The organism is Brachybacterium horti, from assembly GCF_054777615.1.
The window spans coordinates 362804-384635 of the sequence record NZ_BAAHAM010000001.1 but is presented as its reverse complement, the minus strand read 5'-3'; the positions used below and the strand labels follow the sequence as shown (position 1 = coordinate 384635).

General features: G+C 71.8%; 20 protein-coding genes and 4 tRNA genes. 15 read left to right on the top strand and 9 right to left on the bottom strand.

The window, feature by feature from the left end; all coding sequences use genetic code 11:
* Positions 1 to 118: 118 nt before the first annotated feature.
* Genes ACYVAP_RS01940 through mnhG form a run of 6 tightly spaced genes read left to right on the top strand, consistent with a single transcriptional unit; the run spans position 119 to position 7064 of the window.
* Positions 119 to 3055 (top strand): Na+/H+ antiporter subunit A, encoded by a 2937-nt coding sequence (locus ACYVAP_RS01940; protein WP_498859294.1) that lies wholly within the window; start codon positions 119 to 121, stop codon positions 3053 to 3055.
* The gene (locus tag ACYVAP_RS01935) at positions 3045 to 3761 is read left to right on the top strand and encodes a Na(+)/H(+) antiporter subunit C (protein ID WP_137769952.1); all 717 of its coding nucleotides are present in this window, start codon (positions 3045 to 3047) and stop codon (positions 3759 to 3761) included. The genes ACYVAP_RS01940 and ACYVAP_RS01935 overlap by 11 nt, the downstream gene beginning before the upstream one ends.
* A gap of 3 nt (positions 3762 to 3764) precedes the next feature.
* Positions 3765 to 5321 carry a proton-conducting transporter membrane subunit gene (locus ACYVAP_RS01930; protein WP_498859293.1) on the top strand — a complete coding sequence of 519 codons (1557 nt, stop codon included), beginning with the start codon at positions 3765 to 3767 and terminating at the stop codon, positions 5319 to 5321.
* On the top strand, positions 5318 to 5854 hold the full coding sequence (locus ACYVAP_RS01925; protein WP_498859292.1) for a Na+/H+ antiporter subunit E: 537 nt from the start codon (positions 5318 to 5320) through the stop codon (positions 5852 to 5854). Before ACYVAP_RS01930 ends, ACYVAP_RS01925 begins: the two co-directional genes overlap by 4 nt.
* The gene (locus ACYVAP_RS01920; RefSeq protein WP_498859291.1) at positions 5851 to 6465 is read left to right on the top strand and encodes an MrpF/PhaF family protein; all 615 of its coding nucleotides are present in this window, start codon (positions 5851 to 5853) and stop codon (positions 6463 to 6465) included. The genes ACYVAP_RS01925 and ACYVAP_RS01920 overlap by 4 nt, the downstream gene beginning before the upstream one ends.
* Positions 6462 to 7064, top strand: a complete 603-nt coding sequence (mnhG, locus tag ACYVAP_RS01915; RefSeq protein ID WP_264451493.1) for a monovalent cation/H(+) antiporter subunit G — start codon at positions 6462 to 6464, stop codon at positions 7062 to 7064. Before ACYVAP_RS01920 ends, mnhG begins: the two co-directional genes overlap by 4 nt.
* A 31-nt stretch (positions 7065 to 7095) precedes the next feature.
* On the opposite strand, the gene ACYVAP_RS01910 is transcribed toward mnhG, so the two are convergent.
* Positions 7096 to 8766 carry a formate--tetrahydrofolate ligase gene (locus ACYVAP_RS01910; protein ID WP_498859290.1) on the bottom strand — a complete coding sequence of 557 codons (1671 nt, stop codon included), beginning with the start codon at positions 8764 to 8766 and terminating at the stop codon, positions 7096 to 7098.
* A 240-nt stretch (positions 8767 to 9006) separates the two neighbouring features.
* On the opposite strand from ACYVAP_RS01910, the gene ACYVAP_RS01905 reads away from it, so the two are divergent.
* The 3 genes from ACYVAP_RS01905 to ACYVAP_RS01895 all read left to right on the top strand — a co-directional run bounded on the left by ACYVAP_RS01905 (position 9007) and on the right by ACYVAP_RS01895 (position 10747).
* Positions 9007 to 9079, top strand: a tRNA-Glu gene (locus ACYVAP_RS01905).
* A 255-nt stretch (positions 9080 to 9334) separates the two neighbouring features.
* Positions 9335 to 10045 carry a tyrosine-type recombinase/integrase gene (locus ACYVAP_RS01900; protein ID WP_498859289.1) on the top strand — a complete coding sequence of 237 codons (711 nt, stop codon included), beginning with the start codon at positions 9335 to 9337 and terminating at the stop codon, positions 10043 to 10045.
* Between the two features lie 405 nt (positions 10046 to 10450).
* Positions 10451 to 10747, top strand: a complete 297-nt coding sequence (locus ACYVAP_RS01895; protein WP_498859288.1) for a hypothetical protein — start codon at positions 10451 to 10453, stop codon at positions 10745 to 10747.
* A gap of 548 nt (positions 10748 to 11295) precedes the next feature.
* Here ACYVAP_RS01895 and ACYVAP_RS01890 read toward each other — a convergent pair.
* The 5 genes from ACYVAP_RS01890 to ACYVAP_RS01870 form a co-directional block, all read right to left on the bottom strand.
* On the bottom strand, positions 11296 to 12033 hold the full coding sequence (locus ACYVAP_RS01890) for a hypothetical protein (protein WP_498859287.1): 738 nt from the start codon (positions 12031 to 12033) through the stop codon (positions 11296 to 11298).
* A gap of 661 nt (positions 12034 to 12694) precedes the next feature.
* Positions 12695 to 13081 (bottom strand): hypothetical protein, encoded by a 387-nt coding sequence (locus ACYVAP_RS01885; protein WP_498859286.1) that lies wholly within the window; start codon positions 13079 to 13081, stop codon positions 12695 to 12697.
* Positions 13078 to 13506 (bottom strand): hypothetical protein, encoded by a 429-nt coding sequence (locus ACYVAP_RS01880; protein WP_498859285.1) that lies wholly within the window; start codon positions 13504 to 13506, stop codon positions 13078 to 13080. The genes ACYVAP_RS01885 and ACYVAP_RS01880 overlap by 4 nt, the downstream gene beginning before the upstream one ends.
* A 4-nt stretch (positions 13507 to 13510) precedes the next feature.
* Complete coding sequence (locus ACYVAP_RS01875; protein ID WP_498859284.1) at positions 13511 to 14284, bottom strand: peptidoglycan-binding domain-containing protein; 774 nt, start codon at positions 14282 to 14284, stop codon at positions 13511 to 13513.
* Positions 14275 to 14619 (bottom strand): hypothetical protein, encoded by a 345-nt coding sequence (locus ACYVAP_RS01870; protein ID WP_498859283.1) that lies wholly within the window; start codon positions 14617 to 14619, stop codon positions 14275 to 14277. Before ACYVAP_RS01870 ends, ACYVAP_RS01875 begins: the two co-directional genes overlap by 10 nt.
* A gap of 158 nt (positions 14620 to 14777) precedes the next feature.
* Here ACYVAP_RS01870 and ACYVAP_RS01865 point away from each other — a divergent pair.
* From ACYVAP_RS01865 to ACYVAP_RS01855, 3 genes are all read left to right on the top strand, one after another.
* Positions 14778 to 14851 (top strand) — tRNA-Asp (locus tag ACYVAP_RS01865).
* 71 nt (positions 14852 to 14922) lie between these two features.
* Complete coding sequence (gene curA / locus ACYVAP_RS01860) at positions 14923 to 15942, top strand: NADP-dependent oxidoreductase (RefSeq protein WP_498859282.1); 1020 nt, start codon at positions 14923 to 14925, stop codon at positions 15940 to 15942.
* A 150-nt stretch (positions 15943 to 16092) separates the two neighbouring features.
* Positions 16093 to 16168: transfer RNA gene (locus ACYVAP_RS01855), tRNA-Phe, on the top strand.
* 83 nt (positions 16169 to 16251) lie between these two features.
* Here the strand turns inward: ACYVAP_RS01855 and ACYVAP_RS01850 are convergent.
* Positions 16252 to 17553, bottom strand: a complete 1302-nt coding sequence (locus tag ACYVAP_RS01850; protein WP_498859281.1) for a phosphotransferase — start codon at positions 17551 to 17553, stop codon at positions 16252 to 16254.
* Positions 17554 to 17608: 55 nt separating this feature from the next.
* Here ACYVAP_RS01850 and ACYVAP_RS01845 point away from each other — a divergent pair, with 55 nt between their 5' ends.
* Positions 17609 to 17971 (top strand): metallopeptidase family protein, encoded by a 363-nt coding sequence (locus tag ACYVAP_RS01845; RefSeq protein ID WP_498859280.1) that lies wholly within the window; start codon positions 17609 to 17611, stop codon positions 17969 to 17971.
* A 23-nt stretch (positions 17972 to 17994) separates the two neighbouring features.
* On the opposite strand, the gene ACYVAP_RS01840 is transcribed toward ACYVAP_RS01845, so the two are convergent.
* Together ACYVAP_RS01840 and ACYVAP_RS01835 are read right to left on the bottom strand one after the other, a co-directional pair.
* Positions 17995 to 18678, bottom strand: coding sequence for a transcriptional regulator (locus ACYVAP_RS01840; protein WP_498859279.1), 684 nt, complete (start codon positions 18676 to 18678; stop codon positions 17995 to 17997).
* On the bottom strand, positions 18663 to 19787 hold the full coding sequence (locus ACYVAP_RS01835) for a sensor histidine kinase (protein ID WP_498859278.1): 1125 nt from the start codon (positions 19785 to 19787) through the stop codon (positions 18663 to 18665). Before ACYVAP_RS01835 ends, ACYVAP_RS01840 begins: the two co-directional genes overlap by 16 nt.
* 175 nt (positions 19788 to 19962) lie before the next feature.
* Here ACYVAP_RS01835 and ACYVAP_RS01830 point away from each other — a divergent pair, with 175 nt between their 5' ends.
* Complete coding sequence (locus ACYVAP_RS01830; protein ID WP_498859277.1) at positions 19963 to 21612, top strand: alpha/beta hydrolase; 1650 nt, start codon at positions 19963 to 19965, stop codon at positions 21610 to 21612.
* Positions 21613 to 21718: 106 nt separating this feature from the next.
* Positions 21719 to 21794, top strand: a tRNA-Thr gene (locus ACYVAP_RS01825).
* Positions 21795 to 21832 lie beyond the last annotated feature (38 nt).

Here is a 21832-nt window from a genome sequence, read left to right as displayed (position 1 = left end):
CGCCGGCGCAGGATGCCCGTGTTCGCCGAGAGTGAGAAGTGTCCCGGACGGCGGGAGGGGGCGGACCCCGGACAGTAGACTGGACGAGGCCCTTTCCCCCGCGATGGACGGAGACCGCATGCTGTTCATGCTCCTCGCCCATCTGCTCGCCGCGCTCCTCGCGCCGCTGCTGGTGAGGATGCTGGGCCGCAACGCCTTCTACCCGCTCGCGTTCGTGCCCGCGGGCTCCGCGCTCTGGCTCGCCACGGCCTTCGACCCGGCGTCCCTCGCGAGCGCCCCGGTCGACATCTCCGCGGACTGGATCCCGGCCTTCGGGATCGGGCTCGCCTTCCGTGTGGACACGCTGAGCTGGGTGCTCGCGCTCATCGCGACCGGGATCGGCGCGATCGTGCTCCTGTACTGCGCCCGCTACTTCAAGGACACCGAGCCCGCGCTGGGGCGCTTCGCCGGGGTGCTCACCGCCTTCGCCGGCGCGATGGTGGGCCTCGTCCTCGCGGACGACGTCATGGTGCTCTACACCTTCTGGGAGCTCACGACCGTCTTCTCCTACCTGCTCATCGGGCACTACCAGGAGAAGCAGTCCTCCCGCCGCGCCGCGATGAACGCGCTCGTCTCGACCACCGCGGGCGGCCTCGCGATGTTCGTGGGTCTGCTGATGCTGGGCCAGGCCGCCGGGTCCCTCCGGCTCTCCGCGATCCTCACCGACCCGATGTGGTCCGCCCCCGGCCCGTACCTCGTCACCGCCGTCGTGCTCGTGCTCGCGGGCGCCATGTCGAAGTCCGCGCTCGTGCCCACGCACTTCTGGCTGCCCGGCGCGATGGCCGCGCCCACCCCCGTCTCCGCCTACCTCCATGCCGCCGCGATGGTGAAGGCCGGCGTGTACCTGATCCTGCGCCTCGCCCCGGCGCTGTCCGTGCTCGACGTGCTGCAGGTCGTCGTCTCGGTGATCGGGGCGGCGACGATGCTGCTGGGCGGGTGGCGCGCCCTGCGGCAGACGGACATCAAGCTCCTGCTCGCCTACGGCACCGTCTCCCAGCTCGGCTTCCTCGCCGCGATCGGCGCCCTCGCCACGCAGGACGCGGTGCTCGCGGGGCTCGCGATGCTCGTCGCTCACGCCGTGTTCAAGGCGCCCCTGTTCATGGTCGTCGGGATCATCGACAAGAAGTTCGGCACCCGTGACCTGCGCGTCCTCTCCGGGGTGGGGCGCGCCGTGCCCGTCGTCGCCGTGATCGGCATCGTCTCGGCCGCCTCGATGGCCGCGGTGCCGCCGCTGCTGGGCTTCGTCGCGAAGGAGTCCGTGTACACGGCGCTCTGGTACGGCGGCGCCTACCAGCGGGGCCTGCTCGTCGCGCTCGTCGCGGGCTCCGTGCTCACCGTCGCCTACTCGTGGCGCTTCGTGCAGGGCGCCTTCGGTCGCTCCGCCGGTGCCCCGCGCGCCCGCACCCCGCAGATCCCCGTGCTGTTCTGGCTGCCGCCTGCCGCGATCGCGGCGCTCTCGGTGGTGCTCGTCGCCCTCGCGGGGCCGCTCGAGGACCTGCTGGCCGGCGCGGCCGCGGTGCTGCCGGAGCAGGAGACCCACGCCCACCTGCTCGTCGTGCCCCACCTGGGGGTGCCGCTCCTGGCGTCCGTGGTCACCCTGGGCCTCGGCGCGCTGCTCGCGGTCGCCGCCCGCCCGGTGCAGCGGCTCCAGCGTGCGGTCTCCCCGATGACCTGGGCGCGCGAGGGGCTCCAGGAGTTCCTCGACGCGGAGCGCCTGTTCCGCCGCACGATGCGCGGCGTCGACGCGCTCGCCGTCGCCGTGACCCCGCTGTTCCAGCGCGGCTCCCTGCCGTACACGCTCGGCACGATGCTCGTCGTGATGATCGCGCTGACCGTCCCCGTCGCGCTCACCCAGGCCCCGCTGCCGCAGAACCTCGTGCCCTTCCACTCGCCGGTCGAGCTGCTCGTGCTCCCGGTCGCCGCGCTCGCCGCGATCGGCGCGGCCCGCTCCCGGCGCCGGCTGCGGGCCGTCTTCCTCATCTCCGTCACCGGCTACGGCGTCGCCGTCCTGTTCCTCGTCTCCGGTGCCCCGGACGTCGCCCTCACCCAGGTGCTCGTCGAGACCGCGATGACGGTCGTGCTCGTGCTGGTCCTGCGCCGCCTGCCCCTGCACTTCTCGCGCCGACCGCTGAGGATCGGGGCGATCGGGCGCTGGGGGATCGCGATCGGCACGGCCGTCACCCTCTGCGGCGCGGCGCTCTACGCGGCCGACGCCCGCTACCTCGACCCGCTGGGCCCCGAGCTCATCGAGCCCGCCTACACCTCCGGCGGCGGGCACAACGTCGTCAACGTGACCCTCGTCGACGCCCGCGTGTGGGACACCTTCGGCGAGATCACCGTGCTGCTCGTGGTCGCGACCGGCGTCGCCTCCCTCATCTTCGTGACCCGCCGCGAGCAGGGCATCTCCCGCGTGCGGGACCTGACCGCGGGCGCCTCGATCTGGCGCCGCCACCCGGACACCCCGCTCCCGCAGAACGTCCTGAACTTCGACGCCCGCACCGACGAGGTCACCGGCGCGAACCGCTGGCGCACCTGGCTCTCCGCGGGCCTGACCCTCGCCCCCGAGCGCCGCATGGTGATCCTCGAGGTCATCACCCGCCTCGCCTTCCCGGTGATGATGATGTTCTCCGTGTACCTGCTCATGGCGGGCCACAACCTGCCCGGCGGCGGGTTCGCGGGCGGCCTCGTCGCCGGTCTCGCTCTGACCCTGCGCTATCTCGCGGGCGGCCGCTACGAGCTCACCGAGGCCGCGCCCGTCCAGGCGGGCCTCGTGCTCGGCACCGGCATGGCGATCGCCTCCGCCGCCGCGGTGCTGCCGCTGCTGTTCGGCGGCACGATCTTCCAGACCGTCACCCCGGTCCTGCACGTGCCGCTGCTGGGCGAGGTCCACCTGCCGAGCGCCCTGCTCTTCGACGTGGGCGTGTACCTCGTGGTCCTCGGCGTGATCCTCGACTTCCTGCGCACCCTCGGCGCGCAGATCGACCAGCAGCAGGAGGCGGAGTCCGATGTCCGTTAGCCTCGCCCTCCTGCTCACCGCCGGCGTGCTCATCGCCTGCGGCGTGTACCTCGTCCTCGAGCGCACCCTCACCCGCGTGGTGCTCGGCTTCGTGCTGCTCGGCAACGGCGTGAACCTGCTGTTCGTCGTCGCGGCCGGCCGTCCCGGCACGCCGCCCTTCGAGGGCACGGCGGAGCCGTCGGAGATGACGGACCCGCTGCCGCTCGCGATGGTGCTCACCGCGATCGTCATCTCGCTCGGCGTGACCGCCTTCGGCATGGCCCTCGCCTACCGGGCCTGGCAGCTCTTCGGCCACGACGAGGTCCCCGACGACGTCGAGGACCGCCGCGTGCTGCGCCGCAGCCGCCGCCGCAGCGGGGACGCCGACGACCTCCCGTGGTCGCAGGCCCTGAGCGAGGAGGCGCGCCGCGGTGCGCTGCGCCGCTCGCAGGAGGCGGGCCGGCCCGAGGACCCGCTGGGCGACGACCTCTCCGGCGCCGAGGACGTCCCGCAGGACGCGACCGAGGCCGACGAGGGCGAGGCGCGACCCGCGCGCCGGCCCGCCGGGGCCGCGGGTGCGCGCGACGAGCCCGACGGACCCGAGGACCCCGGCGGCCCCGACGAGACCGACAGCGCGCCGACCACGGGGGATCCCGCCCAGGCGCCCGGCGCCGGGCCCGCCGTCGAGACCGACCACCACCACCGCGACGGCAGAGGGGAGGCCTGAGACATGGAGCTGCTCCTCGCCCTCCCCGTCGTCCTGCCGCTCGCCGGGGCTGCCGCGACCCTGCTGCTGCGCCACCGCCACAAGGTCCAGCTGTGGCTCGCGATCCTCACCCTCGCCGCGATCCTCGCGGTCGCGATCGCGCTCATCGCGCTGGTCCCCGGGAGCGGCGTGCTCGTCCTCCAGATCGGCGACTGGACCCCCACCCAGGGGATCGTGCTGGTCGCGGACAGGATCACCGCGCTCATGCTGCTCGTCTCGAGCGCGGTGACCCTCGCGGTGCTGCTCTACTCGAGCGGGCAGACGGTCGCCGAGAACTCCGAGCGCACCCCGGTCGCGATCTACCACCCCACGTACCTCGCGCTGGTCGCGGGCGTTTCCATGGCCTTCCTCGCGGGGGACCTGTTCAACCTCTACGTGGGCTTCGAGGTGCTGCTCGCCTCGAGCTACGTGCTGCTCACCCTGGGCGGCTCCGCGAGCCGCGTGCGCGCCGCGACGACCTACGTCATCGTCTCGCTGCTGAGCTCCGTCATCTTCCTCTCCGCGATCGCCGCGATCTACGCCGCGACCGGCACCGTCAACATGGCGATGCTCGCGGTGCGGCTCGACGGCCTGCAGGAGGGCACGCGCATGGTGCTCGAGCTGCTGCTGCTCGTCGCCTTCGCGATCAAGGCCGCGATCTTCCCGCTGAGCGCATGGCTGCCGGACTCGTACCCCACCGCGCCGGCGCCCGTCACGGCGGTCTTCGCGGGCCTGCTCACCAAGGTCGGCATCTACGCGATCCTGCGCCTGGAGACGCTGCTCTTCCCCGCCTCGCAGCTGTCGAACCTGCTCCTCGCGGCCGCCGCGCTGAGCCTCGTGATCGGCATCCTCGGCGCGGTCGCGCAGACGGACCTCAAGCGCGTGCTGTCCTTCACCCTCGTCTCCCACATGGGCTACATGCTGCTGGGCCTCGGCGTGAGCACCCGCCTGGGCATGACGGCGACGATCTTCTACGTCGCCCACCACATCACCGTGCAGTCCACGATGTTCCTCGTCGCGGGTCTCATCGAGCAGCGCGGCGGCACCACGAACCTCGCGCGGCTGGGCGGCCTCGCGAAGGCCGCGCCCGTGATCGCGGTGCTGTTCTTCGTGCCCGCCATGAACCTCGCGGGCATCCCGCCGTTCTCCGGCTTCATCGGGAAGGTGGGGCTCGTCGAGGCCGGCATCGCCTACGACCGGCCCGCCGGCTGGATCCTGGTGGGGGCGAGCGTGCTGACGAGCCTGCTCACCCTGTACGCGATCGCGAAGATCTGGAACCGCGCCTTCTGGCAGGCGCCCTCGGAGGACGTCGTCGCGAACGACCATCCCGTGCCGCGCGTGATGACGGGGGCGACCACCGCCCTCGTGGCCTTCTCGGTGGGGCTCACGCTGGTCGCGGGCCCGCTCATGACCTACTCCGACGAGGCCGCCCGCGCCGTTCTCGAGCGCACCCCGTACGTCTCCGCGGTGCTCGGTGACGAGGCCGCCGGCGAGCTCCAGTACCGCATCGACGACGCCGGCGAGAAGGTGGTGGAGCGATGACCCGCACGTTCGGTGACCTGCGCCGCTCCTGGGTGGGGCTGCTCCTGGCGGTCGTCGTGTGGTGCCTGCTGTGGGGCGCGGTCGACCTCAAGACGGTCCTCGGCGGCCTGCTCGTCGCGGCACTCGTCATGGTGCTGTTCCCGATGCCGCCCGTCGGCCACGAGCTGACCCTGCGGCCGCTGCGCTTCGCGTCGTTCCTCGTGCGCTTCCTCGCCGACCTCATGGTCTCCGCGGTCCAGGTGGGCTGGTACGCGATCCGACCCGCGGGACAGCCGCCGAGCTCGGTGATCGCGGTGACCCTCGCGAGCCGCTCCGACTTCTTCCTCACCATGACCGCCGTGCTCGCGACCCTCATCCCCGGCTCCGTCGTGGTCGAGGCGCAGCGGGCCACGGGCACCCTCTTCCTCCACGTCATCGGTGCGGCGGACGAGGAGCAGGCGGAGGCGCAGCGCGAGGCGACCCGGGCGCAGGAGCGGCGGCTGCTGCTCGCCCTCGCCCGCCGCGAGGTGCTCGAGGAGGCGGGACTGCGATGACCCCCGTCGACATCGCCCTGCTCGTGCTCGGCGGCGTGCTCGCCCTCACCGCGATCGCGGTCGTGGTGCGCATGATCATCGGCCCCACGATCCTGGACCGCGCCGTCGCCACCGACATGCTCGTGGTGCTGCTGGTGCTCGCCCTCGCCCTGTACACGGCGCACGCCCACGCCGCCTGGGCCGTGCCCTCGATGCTCACCCTCACGGGCCTCGCCTTCATCGGCACCGTCACCTTCGCGCGCTTCGTGGCGCGCGAGGACCCGGCACGCGCGGGCCGGCGCACGCACGGGGAGGCCTCCTCGACGGGCGGCTTCCGGGCGCTCGACCTCGAGCAGCCCGGGAGGGTCGCCGTCGGGGACGACGGCGAGGGCCTCGCGGGGGAGGCCGGCGGCACCGCCGACGGCGCGAACACCTGGCAGGACGTCGAGGTGGGGGAGGAGATCCCCGTCAACGCCCACGAGGACGCCGACGGCGGACCGGGGCCGGAGGCCGGGGACGGCCCCGGGGCCGGTGGCCCGGACTCCCACGATGACCCGGGCTCCCACGATGCCCTCGACGACGAGGACGACGAGCTCGTGGAGGGCTTCGGCCGTGAGGAGGGCCCGCGATGACCGCGCTCGAGATCCTCGCCGTGGCGCTCATGTCCCTCGGCGTGCTGCTCACGGTCGTCGCCGCCGTGGGCCTGCACCGCTTCGACGGCGTGCTCGCCCGCATGCACGCGACCTCGAAGCCGCAGACCCTGGGCCTCATGCTCGTGTTCGGCGGCGTCGCCCTGCTCGTGGGCTCCTGGCCTCTCGCGGGGATGCTCGTGCTCGTGCTCGTCGCGCAGATGCTCACGGTCCCCGTGGCGAGCACGATGGTGGGCCGCGCCGCGTTCCGCCGCGGCTTCGTGCGCGGGGGCGAGTACGCGATCGACGAGCTCACCCCGCGCCTCGCGGACGCGGGCGACGAGGACGACGACGAGGACGGCTTCCTCGACGAGGGCGACGACCCGCACGAGGGCCTCGCGGCGCAGGCGGAGGACCACCGCTTCCCCGAGAACGTCGTCGCCGCGGAGGACGCCGCGGGCGCCGTCATCGACCGCAACTGGGACGAGCCCGAGGACGAGGACGACGACCTCGGTCCCGACCCCGAGAGCTACGACCTCGACCTGGGCGACGAGACCGAGCGCGAGGCCGAGGAGGTCGCGGAGCGCGACGCGCGCCGCTGAGCCCCTCCCGGCGCGGGATCGACGAGGTCCGTCAGAAGAGCCCGCGGGCGGTGCCGTCGGCCTCGACCCCCATGCGCAGGGCGGCCGGCTCCTTCGGCAGCCCCGGCATGGTCATCACCGCGCCGGTGAGCGCGACGACGAAGCCCGCGCCGATCCGCGGCACGAGGTCGCGCACGTGGAGCGTGTGGCCGTCCGGGGCGCCGAGCGCGGTCGGGTCCTCGGAGAAGGAGTACTGCGTCTTCGCCATGCACACGGGGAGCGTGTCCCAGCCGTGGCGCCGCAGCATCCGCAGCTGGGCGGGGGCGCGGTCGGTCAGGAGCACCTCGCCCGCGCCGTAGACCTCGGTCGCGATCGTGCGGATCGAGGCCTCCACGCCGTCGGCGGGGTCGTAGAGCGGGCGGTAGTCCGAGCCCTCCTCGAGCACGGCGAGGACCTCTTCGGCGAGGGCGCGCCCGCCCTCGCCGCCGGAGGCCCACACCTCGGAGAGCGCCGCCCGGCATCCCTGCTCGCGGGCCCAGTCGAGCACCGCGTCGATCTCGGCCTCGGTGTCCGTGGGGAAGCGGTTCAGGGCGATGACGGGCTCCAGGCCGAAGCGCCGCAGGTTCTCGACGTGGCGGCGCAGGTTCGCGGTGCCGCGCAGAGCGGCGTCGACGTCCTCCGCGGCGAGGTCGTCCTTCGCGACGCCGCCGTGCATCTTCAGCGCCCGCACCGTCGCGACGAGCACCGCCGCGTCGGGGTGGAGGCCGCCCAGGCGGGCCTTGATGTCGAGGAACTTCTCCGCCCCGAGGTCCGAGCCGAAGCCGGCCTCGGTGACGACCACCTCGGAGAGGTCCAGGGCAAGGCGGGTCGCGGCGAGGGAGTTGCAGCCGTGGGCGATGTTCGCGAAGGGGCCGCCGTGCACGAGTGCGGGGGTGCCGCCGAGGGTCTGCACGAGGTTCGGCAGCAGCGCGTCCTTGAGCAGCAGCGTGATCGCGCCCGCGACGCCGAGGTCGCCGGCGGTGACGGGGGAGCGGTCGAAGCGGAAGCCCACGACGATCCGGGCGATGCGGCGGTCGAGGTCGGCGACGTCAGTCGCGAGGCACAGGATCGCCATGATCTCCGAGGCGACGACGATGTCGAAGCCGTCCTCGCGCGGCACGCCCTGGGTGGGGCCGCCGAGGCCGACGACGACATGGCGCAGGGCGCGGTCGTTGACGTCGACGACGCGCCGCCACTGGACACGACGGGGATCGATGCCGAGCTCGTTGCCCTGGTGGAGGTGGTTGTCCACGAGGGCGGCGAGCGTGTTGTTCGCGATCTGGATCGCGTGGAAGTCGCCCGTGAAGTGCAGGTTGATGTTCTCCATCGGCACCACCTGGGCGTGGCCGCCGCCGGTCGCGCCGCCCTTGACGCCCATCACGGGGCCGAGCGCCGGCTCCCGCAGCGCGACCATGGTCCGCTTCCCGGCGAGGGAGAGGGCGTCGGCGAGGCCCACGGTCGTCGTCGACTTCCCCTCGCCCGCGGGGGTGGGGGACATGGCGGAGACGAGCACGAGCTTCCCCGTGCCGCCCGACGGGGTCACGCGCGAGCGGTCCACCTTCGCGATGTGGTGGCCGTGGGGGATCAGCGCCTCCTCGGGGATGCCCGCGCGGGCGGCGATCTCGGCGATGGGGCGCAGTGTCGCGGCCTGGGCGATGGCGAGATCCGGGTTCTCGGACGGCATCGGTTCCTCTTTCTCGGGACGGAGGTGGTCCTGGGACGGCGGCGGCGCCGGCGGGTGGCCGGCAGTCCTCACCCTAGGGTCGTGGCGCGGGGCGCGCGGCGGCTTCGCCGGGTTCCGGCCCGGTGGTCCCGGTGGTCCCGGTGGTGCCGACGGTGTCGGGTGCGCCGCATCGCGGCGGGGACGTCTCGCACGCGGGTCGCGGGCATGGGTATGCTCGGCCCGGGCAGCTCGCTGCCCCGGGCCCCCATCGTCTAGCGGCCCAGGACACTGGCCTTTCACGCCGGCGACACGGGTTCGAATCCCGTTGGGGGTACTGCTATCGACGCAGGTCAGGCAGAATGTCGGACCCCTCCGGTGGTCTTAGGAGCACAGCCCAGGACACAGGAGGGGCCGATATGGCCACTATCGAGACTCGCCAGCGACGGCCAACGAGTACCGCCGGATCCTCTCGCGTAGCGGCCTCGAGCGGGACTTCGCAATCCTCCCCGTCGAGCTGATCGACAAGGCTGGCATCGAGAAGTGGGTCCGCACGCGCTCCACGCAGGTCTCCCCGAAGACCCTCCGCAACGTGCACGACCTGCTGTCGACGATCCTCGGCCACGCCCTCGAGCGGGGACAGGTCCCCGTGAATGCAGCGAAGGGCGTCAGGCTCCCGAAGGCCGAGCGTGCCGAGCTCGAGATCCTCACCGACGGGGAGTTCCTTGCACTGCACGCCGCGATGAGCGACCGGTACAAGCCGCTCGTGTGGCTGCTCGCCGCGACCGGCATGCGCTGGGGTGAGGCGACCGCCCCGCAGTGGCGGGACGTGCATGAGACGCATATCGACGTGCGGCAGGCGTGGAAGCACGACGAGGAGGGGCACAAGAGGATCCTCGGGACGCCGAAGACTCGGCAGGGGCGCCGGCGGATCGAGACGACGAAGGCGGTCGTCGAGTCGTTGGGGGAGCGGGGCGCTGCGGGTGACTTCGTGTTCACGAACACGCGTGGGAAGCCGATCGTCTACCACACGTTCCACCGGTCCCTCTGGTCGCCTGCCGCGTCGCGTGCCGGCATCGACCCGGCTCCGAAGACCCACGGGCTCCGGCATGTGCGTGCGGCAGCTAGAGGTTCGTCGTCGGCTGGCGGTCCTGCCTCTGTGGCGGTGGACCGCTCTCCGGTGGGCACAGGACGTGGGAGTGCCGGGACTGCGGGCGACAGGAGGTCCTCGGATGCACGGGCCCGTCTGCGGCGATCCACGGGTGACGAGGGTGGGGTGTCGCGCGTAGCCTCACGGGATTGACTGCGACCTCTTCGACTGCACCGCACCCGGGACGGTGCCGATGGTCCTCGCCCTGCGACTCGAGGACGGGGAGCAGGCGATCATGGTGTGCGACTGGCACGCCGACTGGGTGGCACGGATGGAGTGCGCCGAGCGGGCACAGCAGCTCGCGCGAGTTGTGGATAACTACAGTGGTGTAGTTCGTCGCCAAGGTGTTGTGGCACCTGTCCTGGGGGCGCTTCCGGGGACCCGCCGGGGCGCCTGACGTCTTGCATACCTGCAGGTCACAGGAACCATGAGGCTTCTACCATAAGAACGCGACATGCGCCCGGGTCCGTGAAGCACACTAACGACACGGTGTGGACGCCGGGATGTCCCCCCTGTGGACAACCGCCTACGCCGCCGAAGCTACTGAAGGAGCTGTTGATGTCCAACGATGCTCAGAATCTCATCGACGCGATCGGGACGATGGTCGAGCACGCCTTCGGACGGTCGACCTTCCGTGACCTCACGGCATCGATCAACCAGGACACCCACGAGGTGGTCTTCGACATCGACCTGAGGAACGACTCGCGATCTGCGCAGCACGACGTCATCCGCACGATGATGAGCAGCGTCTACCCGATCTTCGAGAAGGATGCGGTGTCCTTCACGTTCATCTTCTCTGAGCATGACGAGGCGCGTGCGCGCGCCGAGGCGCAGTTCGAGCTCGCCGTCGTATGACGGGACCCCCGCTCGCCTGCGCTGAACACATCGAACGCGCTCGGTACCACGAGCGTGTGGGAGATGCGTTGAGAGAAGCTGATGGAGATAGTTGGGGCGCAGTCTGCTAGTTCTACTCCGCGTTCCACCTAGCCCGCGCCGCCGTGACGACCGATCCGATATGGGACGACTTCGTAGCGTTGAAGGAAGCGCACGCCGATCTCGTGCCGGAAGACCGGGGAGTGACCGCGCACAACGTTCGCAAGGGTGGAGGTCGACGGTTCGGCCTGAAGGCATCGTCAGAATCCTGTACCCGGACATCGGAGTCACGTACCTGCACCTGCACGGGGCCAGTGTCGGTGTCCGCTACGAGAGGGGGATCCTTTCCACCGTGGAGGATCTCCACCAGGACCTCATCGATGTCTCGACCTACTTCACCACGAGCACCCAGACCGATCGGCTCGTAGAGCTCCGTAAACGTCTTCTTGCGCCAGCAAGACACTGACTGGACGCACGAAAGCGCCCCCACCCTCCCGTAGGAGAGTGGGGGCGCTTCATTGCCACTGGGGTCAGGAGTTGACGGTCCGCACGTCCTCGGGGGAGCTCTCGGTCTGAGAGTCCGTCGAACGTGCGGAGCGGGCGGCAGTCTTGACGTAGGCACCGTCCGTGCCATTGCGACGCTGGAAGGTCTTGGTAACCCCGTCGATGACGATGGAACGCTCGGTCCAGAAGTTCAGCTTGCCGCAGAAGCCATTGGGCTGGCGGAAGGAGTTCGTGGTGACGTGGAAGTTGCCCAGGAAGACGCGCTTAATGCCGTCATTGCCCCGTGTCGTCGCCTTCGGATCGATCGCACAGGTGTAGCTCCAGCGGTAACCGGTGTAGGTGAGACCGTCCGGCTTGACCGCAGTTCCGACGCGACCCTGATAGTTCCAACAGGAGGAGTGGCCGCTTGCGTTGGACCATGCGATCGCTGTGTTGCCGGTGGTGGCGTGGTCGCCGAGAACCCAGTAGGTGATCGTTGCACCGGTCACGGACTTCACGTTGTCGGTGTCGTAAAGGTAGAGGCCGAACGGCGCCCCGTCAGGGGTGGTGCCGGTGGCGATCGACGTGACCTCGATCGTCGTGTTGGCGCTACCGCAGGAACCTGCCTCGTAGGTGTTCCTCACCCAGCCATTGAGACCGGGGTCCTTCCGGATGGAAACTGCGACGGCTGGTGCGGCGACCGCGGTGATCACGGTGGGGGCTGTCCATGCTGCTCCGCGGGCGAGCGTGCGTCGGCTGATCCGCGGGTCTCGTTCGTGGCTCATGAGCGGCAAGCTACTGATCCGCCGCCACCCCCTTCCACGAAACGGACAAAGGTGTGAAAGGGGTCACATGGGGTGCATATTCCGTCGACTGCATGAACTTTCGAGCACGTCAAAGGTCTGACTGTCCAGGCCTCTGGGAGCGTGCTCACCTCAATGAATACTGTCAGTCCAGCCCTCAGGCGTCAGGTTGAGAATTGTGACCTGGATCACCTAGGTTCGCGCCGAGATCGAAGCCCTGCAATTTCTTGCATTCGAGTATGGCGGGCCCACCAACGCACGAAGCAGAAAGTTCCCAGCTCGACGGTCATCGGCGTCCTGCGTCACGGTCAGCGAGGTCATCCTCGCGGCGGCGCTCCTCGGCCGCCCAGTACGACGAGAACCGTGCCGAGCGGCGAGGGCACTCGTGCACGAGGACGTCAGCCGTGGACGGCGCGGATGACCTCCCCCTCAGGGATGGTGTCGTGACCGGGGCCGGCGACGACGTCACCGTCGGCGCGCTGCTCGACGACGTCGACGGACGGGGTGACCTTCGCGCGGGTGATGATCGCGGCGGTGATCGGTGCGGCTGCGGCGAGGACGGCGACAATCGCGGAGACGAGGGCGGCGATGCCGCCGGCCGTCAGGGCGGGCTCACGGGTGGGGGTGACGGCACGGCGGGAGTTTATGAGGGGTCCTTTCGGGAGACGTGGACGTAGGGCGAGAGGGTGCTGGGGACGGGGATGACGGTTATGCCGGGCACGTGCTCGGAGATCCACGCGTACATGTCGCGGATGTGGGAGATGGCGAGCCACCGCAGGTCCCGCTCGACGGAGATCTCCTTCTCGATCTTCTCGATGCGGGCGAGGTCCTTCTCCCGGTCGTCCTTGAGGCGGTTCAGCTCGGCCCGCAGCTCGGCGGTGAGCTCCTTGAGCCCTTGCATGGCGGTGGACTCCTCCGCTACATCGGCATCCCGGACCCCCTTCCGGCGCGAGGAGACCGCGATGATGAGCCCCGCGACGGAGCCACCGGTGAAGAGCGCGAGGATGAATCCGACCGCGTCGCTGTTCATCCAACCGCCTCCCGGAGGTCGACCAGCTTCCTGGCTTCACGGTCGATGTAGAGCAGCATGCGGATCCGGCCGACGACCAGGAACGCGAGGAGTGCGAGGAGCAGCGCCCGGGGCCCGGACCCGTGCGAGTCTCCGAAGGTGGCCTGCCAGGACAGGTGGTCGTAGACGACGATCCCCCCGAGCGCGAGGATCAGGCCGGGGATCTCGATCTGGTAGGAGCGGATCGCGTGGGCGAGAGCGGTCGCTGCGGAGCCGACGGCGAGCATGATCCCCCACATGATGGTGAGGGTCAGGCCGATGCCCTGGTACGACTTCGGCGGGTCGACGAGGACCCACACGCCGGCCACGGCCCCTCTCAGCCATCCGAGGATCATCGCCGCCCGCCAGATGCGCAGGTTCGGCACGGGGTACGGGGAGGAGAGCATGACGTCACCCCCGCTTCTTGAACGCGCCGGGGTCGGTGTTGATCGCGCGCTGCATGGCCTTGGCGAGGTCTGCGTCGCCGTATCCGTCGACCGGCTTCACGCTCAGGTTCCGCTGCACGGCGCGGAGGAGGTTGGATCCGCCGCCGCCGCCGCGCTTGATCACGGAGTCCTTGATCGCGGGGAAGGCCGTGTCGATCGCCTTCACCTGCCCGTCGATCACACCGTCGACGAACGTGCCCTCATGCTTCTGCCAGGCGCGGATGTCGGCGGCGTCGAGGGCGCCGTCCTGCTTGAGACCGAGATGTCCCTCGAGCGCCTTCGCCGACGCGACGACGAAGACCCCGTCCACGGCGAGCTTCGAGGACGTGACCGGCTTCGCGACGGACGCGCCGCCACCCCCGGTGCCGAGGGTGGGGGCGGACATGGTCGTCGGCCCGGGGAACCCGTCGGCGGTGAGGCCGGCGGCGGTCTGCAGGCGCTTCACGCCGGCGACGGTCGCCGCGTCGATGGCCCCGGTGGCGGTGACCCCCGCGGCCTTCTGGATGGTCTTCACGTCGTCGGTGGTGACGCCGTAGAAGGGGCGCACGAAGCGGATCCGGCCCCGCTTCCACAGGGACGTCCGGTCGTTGGTCGCCACGGTCCCGCCGTCGGCGACCGACCCCGCCCCGCCGGATGTGTTGCCGCCGAGCATCGAGTCCGCCGTCGACCCGCGCGTGAGCAGCACCTGCGTGACGACGTCACCCGTGGTGGCCTCGACGATCCACGCCTTCAGATCCACGCCGAGACCCCCTCCGCCGTGCCAGTACCGCGGTCCGTGCGGATCGTGACCGTGTCGCCCGTCGAGATGGACCCGAAGTCCGTCAGGATCGGGAAGACCCGCGAGCCACCGATAAAGAGGTCCTGCTGCCTGGTGTCGACGATGAACGTCTCCCCGTCAGTGAGAGCACGTGGCGCCGTCACGGACCACGAGCCGATCGAGATCTTCGGCCCAGCGGCCGTCGGGCCGACCATGGTCACCCGAGGGTAGGAGCGAGTGTTCCCCGCGTTGCGGACGCTCACGGACTGGTTCAGCTCGAGCTCGTCGATCGAATGGATCAGCGGGTCCGGGAGCATCACCGTCACCGTGTACGTCGCGATGCGATCCGTTCGAATCCCGTTGGGGGTACTGCTCGTAGGACTGCGAGGGGCGTCACAGCAAAAGTGGTCATGACCCCCCACGGACGTCCGGTAGAGTTATCCGAGTCGAGAGGCCGCGAGGCGGAACGACGAATGGCCCTGTAGCTCAGTTGGTTAGAGCGCCGCCCTGTCACGGCGGAGGTCGCCGGTTCAAGTCCGGTCAGGGTCGCCGCGCACAGAAGGCCCCGGAGCATCACTCCGGGGCCTTCTGCATGCCCGGGGAGGTCGTAGGGTCGAGGGATGAGCACCCCCGTCAACCACCGGATCCGTCTCGCCTCCCGTCCCCACGGCGTGCCCGCGCCGGAGGACTTCGTCCACGACTCCGCCCCGCTGCCCGTCGCCGGCCCGGGGGAGGCGCTGCTGCGCACCCTCCACATCTCGCTGGACCCGTACGTGCGCGGGCGCATGAGCGACGCCCGCTCCTACGCGGCCCCCATGGAGATCGGGGACGTCATCGTCGGTGCGACCGTCGCCGAGGTCGTCGCCTCGGAGGCGGAGGGCCTCGCGCCCGGCGAGATCGTCCTCGGCTACGGCGGCTGGCAGGAGTACAGCGTCGAGCCCGCCGCGACGCTGCGACGCATCGACCCGGCCGTCGCCCCCGTCACCACCGCCCTCGGCGTGCTCGGCATGCCCGGCTTCACCGCCTATGCGGGCCTGCGCGCGATCGGCAAGCCCCAGCAGGGCGAGACCCTCGCGGTCGCCGCGGCCGCGGGGCCCGTCGGCTCCGCCGTCGGCCAGATCGCCCGCCTGCGCGGCGCCCGGGCGATCGGCATCGCCGGCGGCGAGCGCAAGGTCGAGCACCTGCGCGGCCTCGGCTTCGACGAGGCCCTCGACCATCGCGCCCCGGACCTCCCGGACCGCCTCGCGGCCGCCTCCCCGCGGGGCATCGACGTGTACTTCGAGAACGTGGGCGGCGCCGTGTGGGACGCCGTGCTGCCGCTGCTGAACGAGTACGCTCGTGTGCCCGTGTGCGGCCTCGCCGCCCAGTACAGCGCCACCTCGCTGCCGGAGGGGCCGGACCGCTCGGGGCAGCTGCTGGGGCAGGTGCTCTCGCGGAGCCTGACCCTGCGCGGCTTCATCCAGCGGGAGTTCCGCGAGGAGATGCACGAGGACTTCCTGCGGGAGATGACCGCCTGGGTGCAGGACGGCTCCGTGCGCTACGCGGAGGACGTCACCCGGGGCCTGGACCGGGCGCCGGAGGCGTTCGTCGGCATGCTGCGCGGGGACAACCTCGGCAAGGCCCTCGTGACCCTCGGCTGACCCTGGACCGGCACCCGACGGGCCGGCGCGGGGCGACCGTCGAGTCCGTGAGGGTGGTGTGCCTTACATCGTCGGCCGTCGGTTGGGAGCGGGGCGTGAGCCCTGCTAGTCTGTTCCTCGGTCGCCCCGCGACCACGGCCTGACGGCCACGGCTCTGTAGCTCAGTTGGTAGAGCGTTCGACTGAAAATCGAAAGGTCACCGGATCGACGCCGGTCGGAGCCACCACGGAAGGCCCCCTGCAATGCAGGGGGCCTTCGTCGTGTCCTGGCCAGGTCGTGTCCGGGGCCCGATCGCGCAGGGTCCCGGCCTCAGTCCTCGGGCCGCAGCCGTCCCTCGAGGTCCGGCCAGGGGATCCGGTGCCGCGCCGTGGGGGAGAGGGCCTTGGTGAGGAGGGCGTCGGCGACGATGATCCCGTCCCGGGACAGCTCGACGATGCCCACGCGGTGCAGCGCCTGCGCCGTGCCCGCGTCGAGCGTCCACACGCCCGCGAGCTCGCCGATCCCGCGCTCCACGAGCCGCTCCTCGGCGGCGCAGTAGTCCGTGGGAGCGCCCACGGGATGGCCGAGCAGGGATCGGGGCTGCACGAGCTCGAAGTCCTCGTCGAGGGGCTCGAGGTGACCCACGGTCTCCCCGTCCTCGCGGGTCGCCGCCACCCAGTGCGCTGTCGTGTCCATGGGGAGAGCCCAGGGGCGAGCAGGGTGCGAGGTGCCCGCGGGCAGGTCGCTCAGCCGCGCGCGCAGCTCGGCGATCCGCTCCGCGGCCCAGGCACGGCCATCGGGGAAACGGTCCTCGGGGTCGAAGCGCCAGCTGGCGGCGATCGCGAGCACGAGGGTGCGGCAGTCCGCCTCGAGCTCGCGGTCCGCACCCCGGTAGTGGGCGACGACCTCGGGCGGGGCGTGCGCGAGATCGAACTCGACGGGCCCGCGGCAGCAGGTCTCGAGGTCGATCACCCGCGGGCCGTCCGGTCCCAGGACGAGGTTCCCCGGGTGCGGCTCGCCGTGCAGGAGCTGCTCGGCGGCGCCGCGCGCGAGCACCCGCCGCTCGGCGCCGTCGAGGGCCTCCCGCAGCAGCATGCGCTCCGCCGGCGGCAGCGCGGGGGAGCGGGCGGGATCGGCGAGGAGCGTCCGCGCCTCGGCCACCCGGTCGGTGTAGCGCGGGGCGCGGAGGGCCGCGTCCCGCATCGCCGCATGGAGGCGGGAGAGGGCCTCCGCCACCACGGCGGGATCCGCGTGCTCGGCCGTCGGCCCCGGGACGTGCTCCCAAAGCGTCACCGCCCACGACCCCTCGACCTGCACGCGCGGCGGCGTGCGCGGATCGGGCAGGGCCATCGGCGCCCCGGCCGCCGCGAGGGACAGGGCGAGGTCGATCTCCGCCTGCAGCCGCGCCACGGTGGCCTCGGGATCGGGCGGCAGCGGCACCGTCCGCGCGACGACGCCCGCCGGATGCACGAGCACGGTGACCGTGTTGGAGTCGTGCAGCACCTCCGCGCGCAGCGACCCCAGGGTGCCGGACCCAGGATCCGACGGCAGGACCGCGCAGCGGGCGACGACGGCCCTCGCGGCCGCGACCGCCGCGGCCGTGCGCTCCCGTGCGCGCTCCGCCTGTCCCATGGGCGGCACGCTACCCGTCCAGCCGCTCCGGAGCCGTGCGTGGTTCGATACCGGCATGATCGAGATCAGCCGCGCGGACTTCGAGGAGGCGGTGGACGACGCCCTCGACTCGCTGCCGGACGAGATCGCCCGCACCATCGCGGAGTCCAACGTCGTCATCCTCGTCGAGGAGGAGCCGGAGCCGCGCGGCGACGGCACCGAGCTGCTGGGCCTGTACGTCGGCATCCCCCTGGACCGTCGCAGCGTGTTCGACGGCTTCCGCGAGCCGGACCGGATCTTCGTCTACCGCGGGCCCCTGCAGCGTCACGCCCGCAGCCGCGAGGACCTCGTGCGGCAGATCGCGGTCACCGTGCTGCACGAGCTCGGGCACCTCTTCGGCCTCAGCGAGCAGCGGCTCCACGAGCTCGGCTGGGGCTGAGACCCGGGCCGCCCCGTGACGGCTCAGTCGGGCAGGTCGACGTCGAGGTCGCTGAGCCCCGCCTCGTGGGCGATGATCGCGATCTGCACGCGGTTGGTGCAGTCGAGCTTCGCGAAGATCTTCGAGACGTGCGCCTTCACGGTCGCCTCGCTCATGAACAGGCGCATGCCGATCTGCGCGTTCGACAGCCCCGCGCCCACCGCGCCCAGGACCTCCGTCTCGCGCTCCGTGAGCTGGTCCAGCCCCGGGTGGCGGTCCTGGCGGGAGCCCGGGTTCGCCTCCGAGAAGTGCGAGAGCATCCGCTTGGTGACCGTCGGCGCGAGCATCGCCTCGCCGCCCGCGACCACGTGCACCGCGCGGGCGAGGTCCTGCGGCGGCGTGTCCTTGAGCAGGAACCCGCTGGCCCCCGCCTCGAGCGCCTGGAAGACGTACTCGTCCATGTCGAAGGTGGTGAGCATGATGATCTTCGGCGCCTCCGCGAGCGCCACGACCGCCTTCGTCGCGGCGATGCCGTCCAATTGCGGCATCCGCACGTCCATCAGCAGCACGTCGGGCCGGTGGCGGTGCACGAGGGTCACGGCCTCGGAGCCGTCCTTGCCCTCGCCCACCACCTCGATCCCGGGATCGGCGCCGAGGATCATGGCCAGCCCGGCGCGCACCAGGGAGTCGTCGTCGATCAGTCCCACGCGGGTCACGTCGCCGGCCATGGGATCACCGCCCTCACTTCGAATCGTCCGTCGTCGGTGGGGCCGGAGGTGATGGTCCCTCCCGCGTGCAGCACACGCGTCTCGATCCCGGACAGGCCCATGCGGGCGCCCGGCAGATCCGAGGTGAACCCCTGGGGAAGAACATTACTGACCTCGATGATCAGCTCGGTCCCGGGCTCGCCGATGAGCGCCACCCGGGAGTCGGTGAGCCGCGCGTGCTTGTGGATGTTCGTCAGCCCCTCCTGCACCACCCGGTAGGCGGTGCGCGCCAGGGCGTCCGGCACCGGGTCGTCGATGAAGTCGAACATCTCCACGCTGATCCCCGCCTCGCGGGAGCCGGCGACCAGGGCGCGCACGTCCTCCCAGGTGGGCTGCGGGGCGAGCGGCGCCTCCTCGCCGTCGCCGCGGAGCACGCCGAGCACCTCCCGCAGCTCGTTGAGCGCGGCGGCGGCGGTCTGCCGGATGAGCCCGGCGGAGGCCTGCACCTGCTCCCGCTCGAGGTTCGGGTTCACCTCGAGGGCGCCGGCCTGCAGGGCGACCAGGGAGATCTTGTGGGCGACGATGTCGTGCATCTCGCGGGCGATGCGGGTGCGCTCGGCCCGACGGGCCTGCTCCTCCGCGAGGCCGCGACCGGACTCCGCCTGCTCCGCGCGCTGGCGCAGCTGCCCCAGCAGCAGGCGCCGGGTCGCGGTGTACATGCCCGTCGCGGTCGCCGCCGCGACGACGAGCACGCTCGTGAGCGCACCGGTCACCGAGAGCATCGTGTCGCCGAGGAACAGCGTGGGCATCGCGCCCGCGACCCCCGCGACGGCCGCGATGAGCACCGTGCGCAGCCGCGAGGCGCTGCGCGTCGCGTAGGCGTAGGTGCCCACGACCATCACCACGAGGGAGCCGGCCAGGGCGTTGAGGGCGAGCACGAGCGGCAGCAGCCAGGTCCAGCGGCGCCAGCGCCACAGCAGGGCGGCGCCGAGCACGAGCGTCACCGCACAGGCCAGGAGATCGGCGCGCCCGGTGCGCAGCACGAAGGTCAGCATGGTCTCGAGGAGGACGAGGAGGGCGAGGCCCACCTCCTGCCACCGGCGTCTGACCGGCATCCCCAGCTCGTCCATCCGCCCAGCCTATCGGCGCTGAGAGCGGTGCGGCGCGCCCGGCGCCCTAGGATGTGCGGGCCCGCAGGACGGTCCTCGCGACCGTCCCGACACCCACCCGACCCCCGCTCGTCCCCCGCCCGTCCCTCGCCCGTCGACTGCGCCGGCTCGTCCCCGCCGGCGCGCAGGAGCCTCCATGAGCAGCACCCTCCCCGCGTCCCGCCGCCCCCTCGCCCGGCTCGGCGTGCTCGCCGCCGCCGCGCTCCTCGCGGTCACCGGCTGCACCCCCGGAGGGGGGTCCGACGGGGCCGACGCGTCCGACGGCGGCGCGGACCAGGGCGCCGCGAGCACCGGGACGGCCGCCGCGGAGCTCGCGGACCTGGGCACCTCCCACGCCGCGGATCTCGACGTCGACCCGGCCTCGGACCCGGCCTACGCGCAGTACTACGACCAGCAGATCGACTGGGGCGCCTGCGAGGACGTGAGCGGCTCCGTCGGGCTCGAGTGCGGCACCCTCACCGTGCCGCTCGCCTGGGACGACCCCTCCGCCGGGGACGTGGAGCTCGCCGTCGCCCGGCAGGGCGCGACCGTCGACGCGAAGGGCTCGCTCGTCGTCAACCCCGGCGGCCCCGGCGGGTCCGGGGTGGACATGGCCGCCCAGGCGGATGCGTACTTCTCCGCCGACGTCATGGCCTCCTACGACGTGGTCGGCTTCGACCCGCGCGGCGTCGCCCGCTCCCAGGGCATCGACTGCCTCACCGACGAGGACCTCGACCAGATGCGCGCCGACTCCTTCGACCTCCTCACCGAGGGCGGCGAGCGGGCGCAGCACCCGTGGGTCGAGCGCCTCGCCGAGGGCTGCGCGGACGATCCCGGCTCCGCTGAGCTGCTCCCGTACCTCGACACGGCCTCCTCGGCGCGGGACCTGGACGTGCTCCGCGCGGCCGTCGGCTCCGAGCAGCTCGACTACTTCGGCTACTCCTACGGCACCTTCCTGGGCTCGACCTACGCGGGCCTTTACCCCGAGCGTGTGGGGCGGATGGTGCTCGACGGCGCCGTGGACCCGACGCTCACCGCGGACGACTTCAGCGCCGGCCAGGCGGGCGGTTTCGAGCAGGCCACCCGCACCTTCCTCGAGGACTGCCTGAAGCAGGGAGAAGGCGAGTGCCCCTTCACCGGCGACGTCGACGCCGCCGCCCAGCAGCTCCTGGACCTGTTCGAGAAGGCCCAGTCGGACCCACTGCCCACGGACGACCCGGATCGCCCGCTCACCGGCGCCCTCGCCCGCTCCGCCGTGCTCATGCTCATGTACGACGACAGCTCCTGGCAGTACGGCCGTGAGGGGATCGCCGCCGCGCTCGACGGGGACGGCCAGATCCTGCTGAACATCGCGGACCAGTCCGCGAGCCGCAACCGGGATGGCAGCTACAGCGGAAACGGCAACGAGGCCATCACCGCCGTGAACTGCCTGGACCGCCCGGGTCTCGCGAGCGAGGAGGAGGAGACCGCCCTCGCGCAGCAGCTCGCGAAGGACGACCCGGTGTGGGGCTCCTCCTTCTCCTACGCCGCCACCACCTGCGGCTACTGGCCCGAGAAGCCGGTGCGCGAGCCCGCCCCCGTCACGGCCGACGGCGCCGCCCCGATCGTCGTCATCGGCACCACCGGCGACCCGGCCACCCCCTATACGTGGGCCGAGTCCCTCGCCGACCAGCTCTCCTCGGGCGTGCTGCTGACTTTCGAGGGCAACGGGCACACCGCCTACGGCCGCTCGGGCGGCTGCATCGAGGAACAGGTGGACGCCTACCTGCTCGAGGGCACCACCCCCGCGGAGGGCACCCGCTGCTGACCCCGCGCGGCGCCGGGTGTGACCTGCGGCGGGATCCGCCCCGGCGTTTTGCGCCGGGGGCCGGGAGTCGCCTACAGTGATCCGGTCCGCCGTGATCGGCGGTGACGCCGCCTTAGCTCAGTCGGTAGAGCGATTCACTCGTAATGAATAGGTCGCCGGTTCGATTCCGGCAGGCGGCTCCACAGGTCAGGACCCGGGACGACCCCCACGGTGTGTGCGC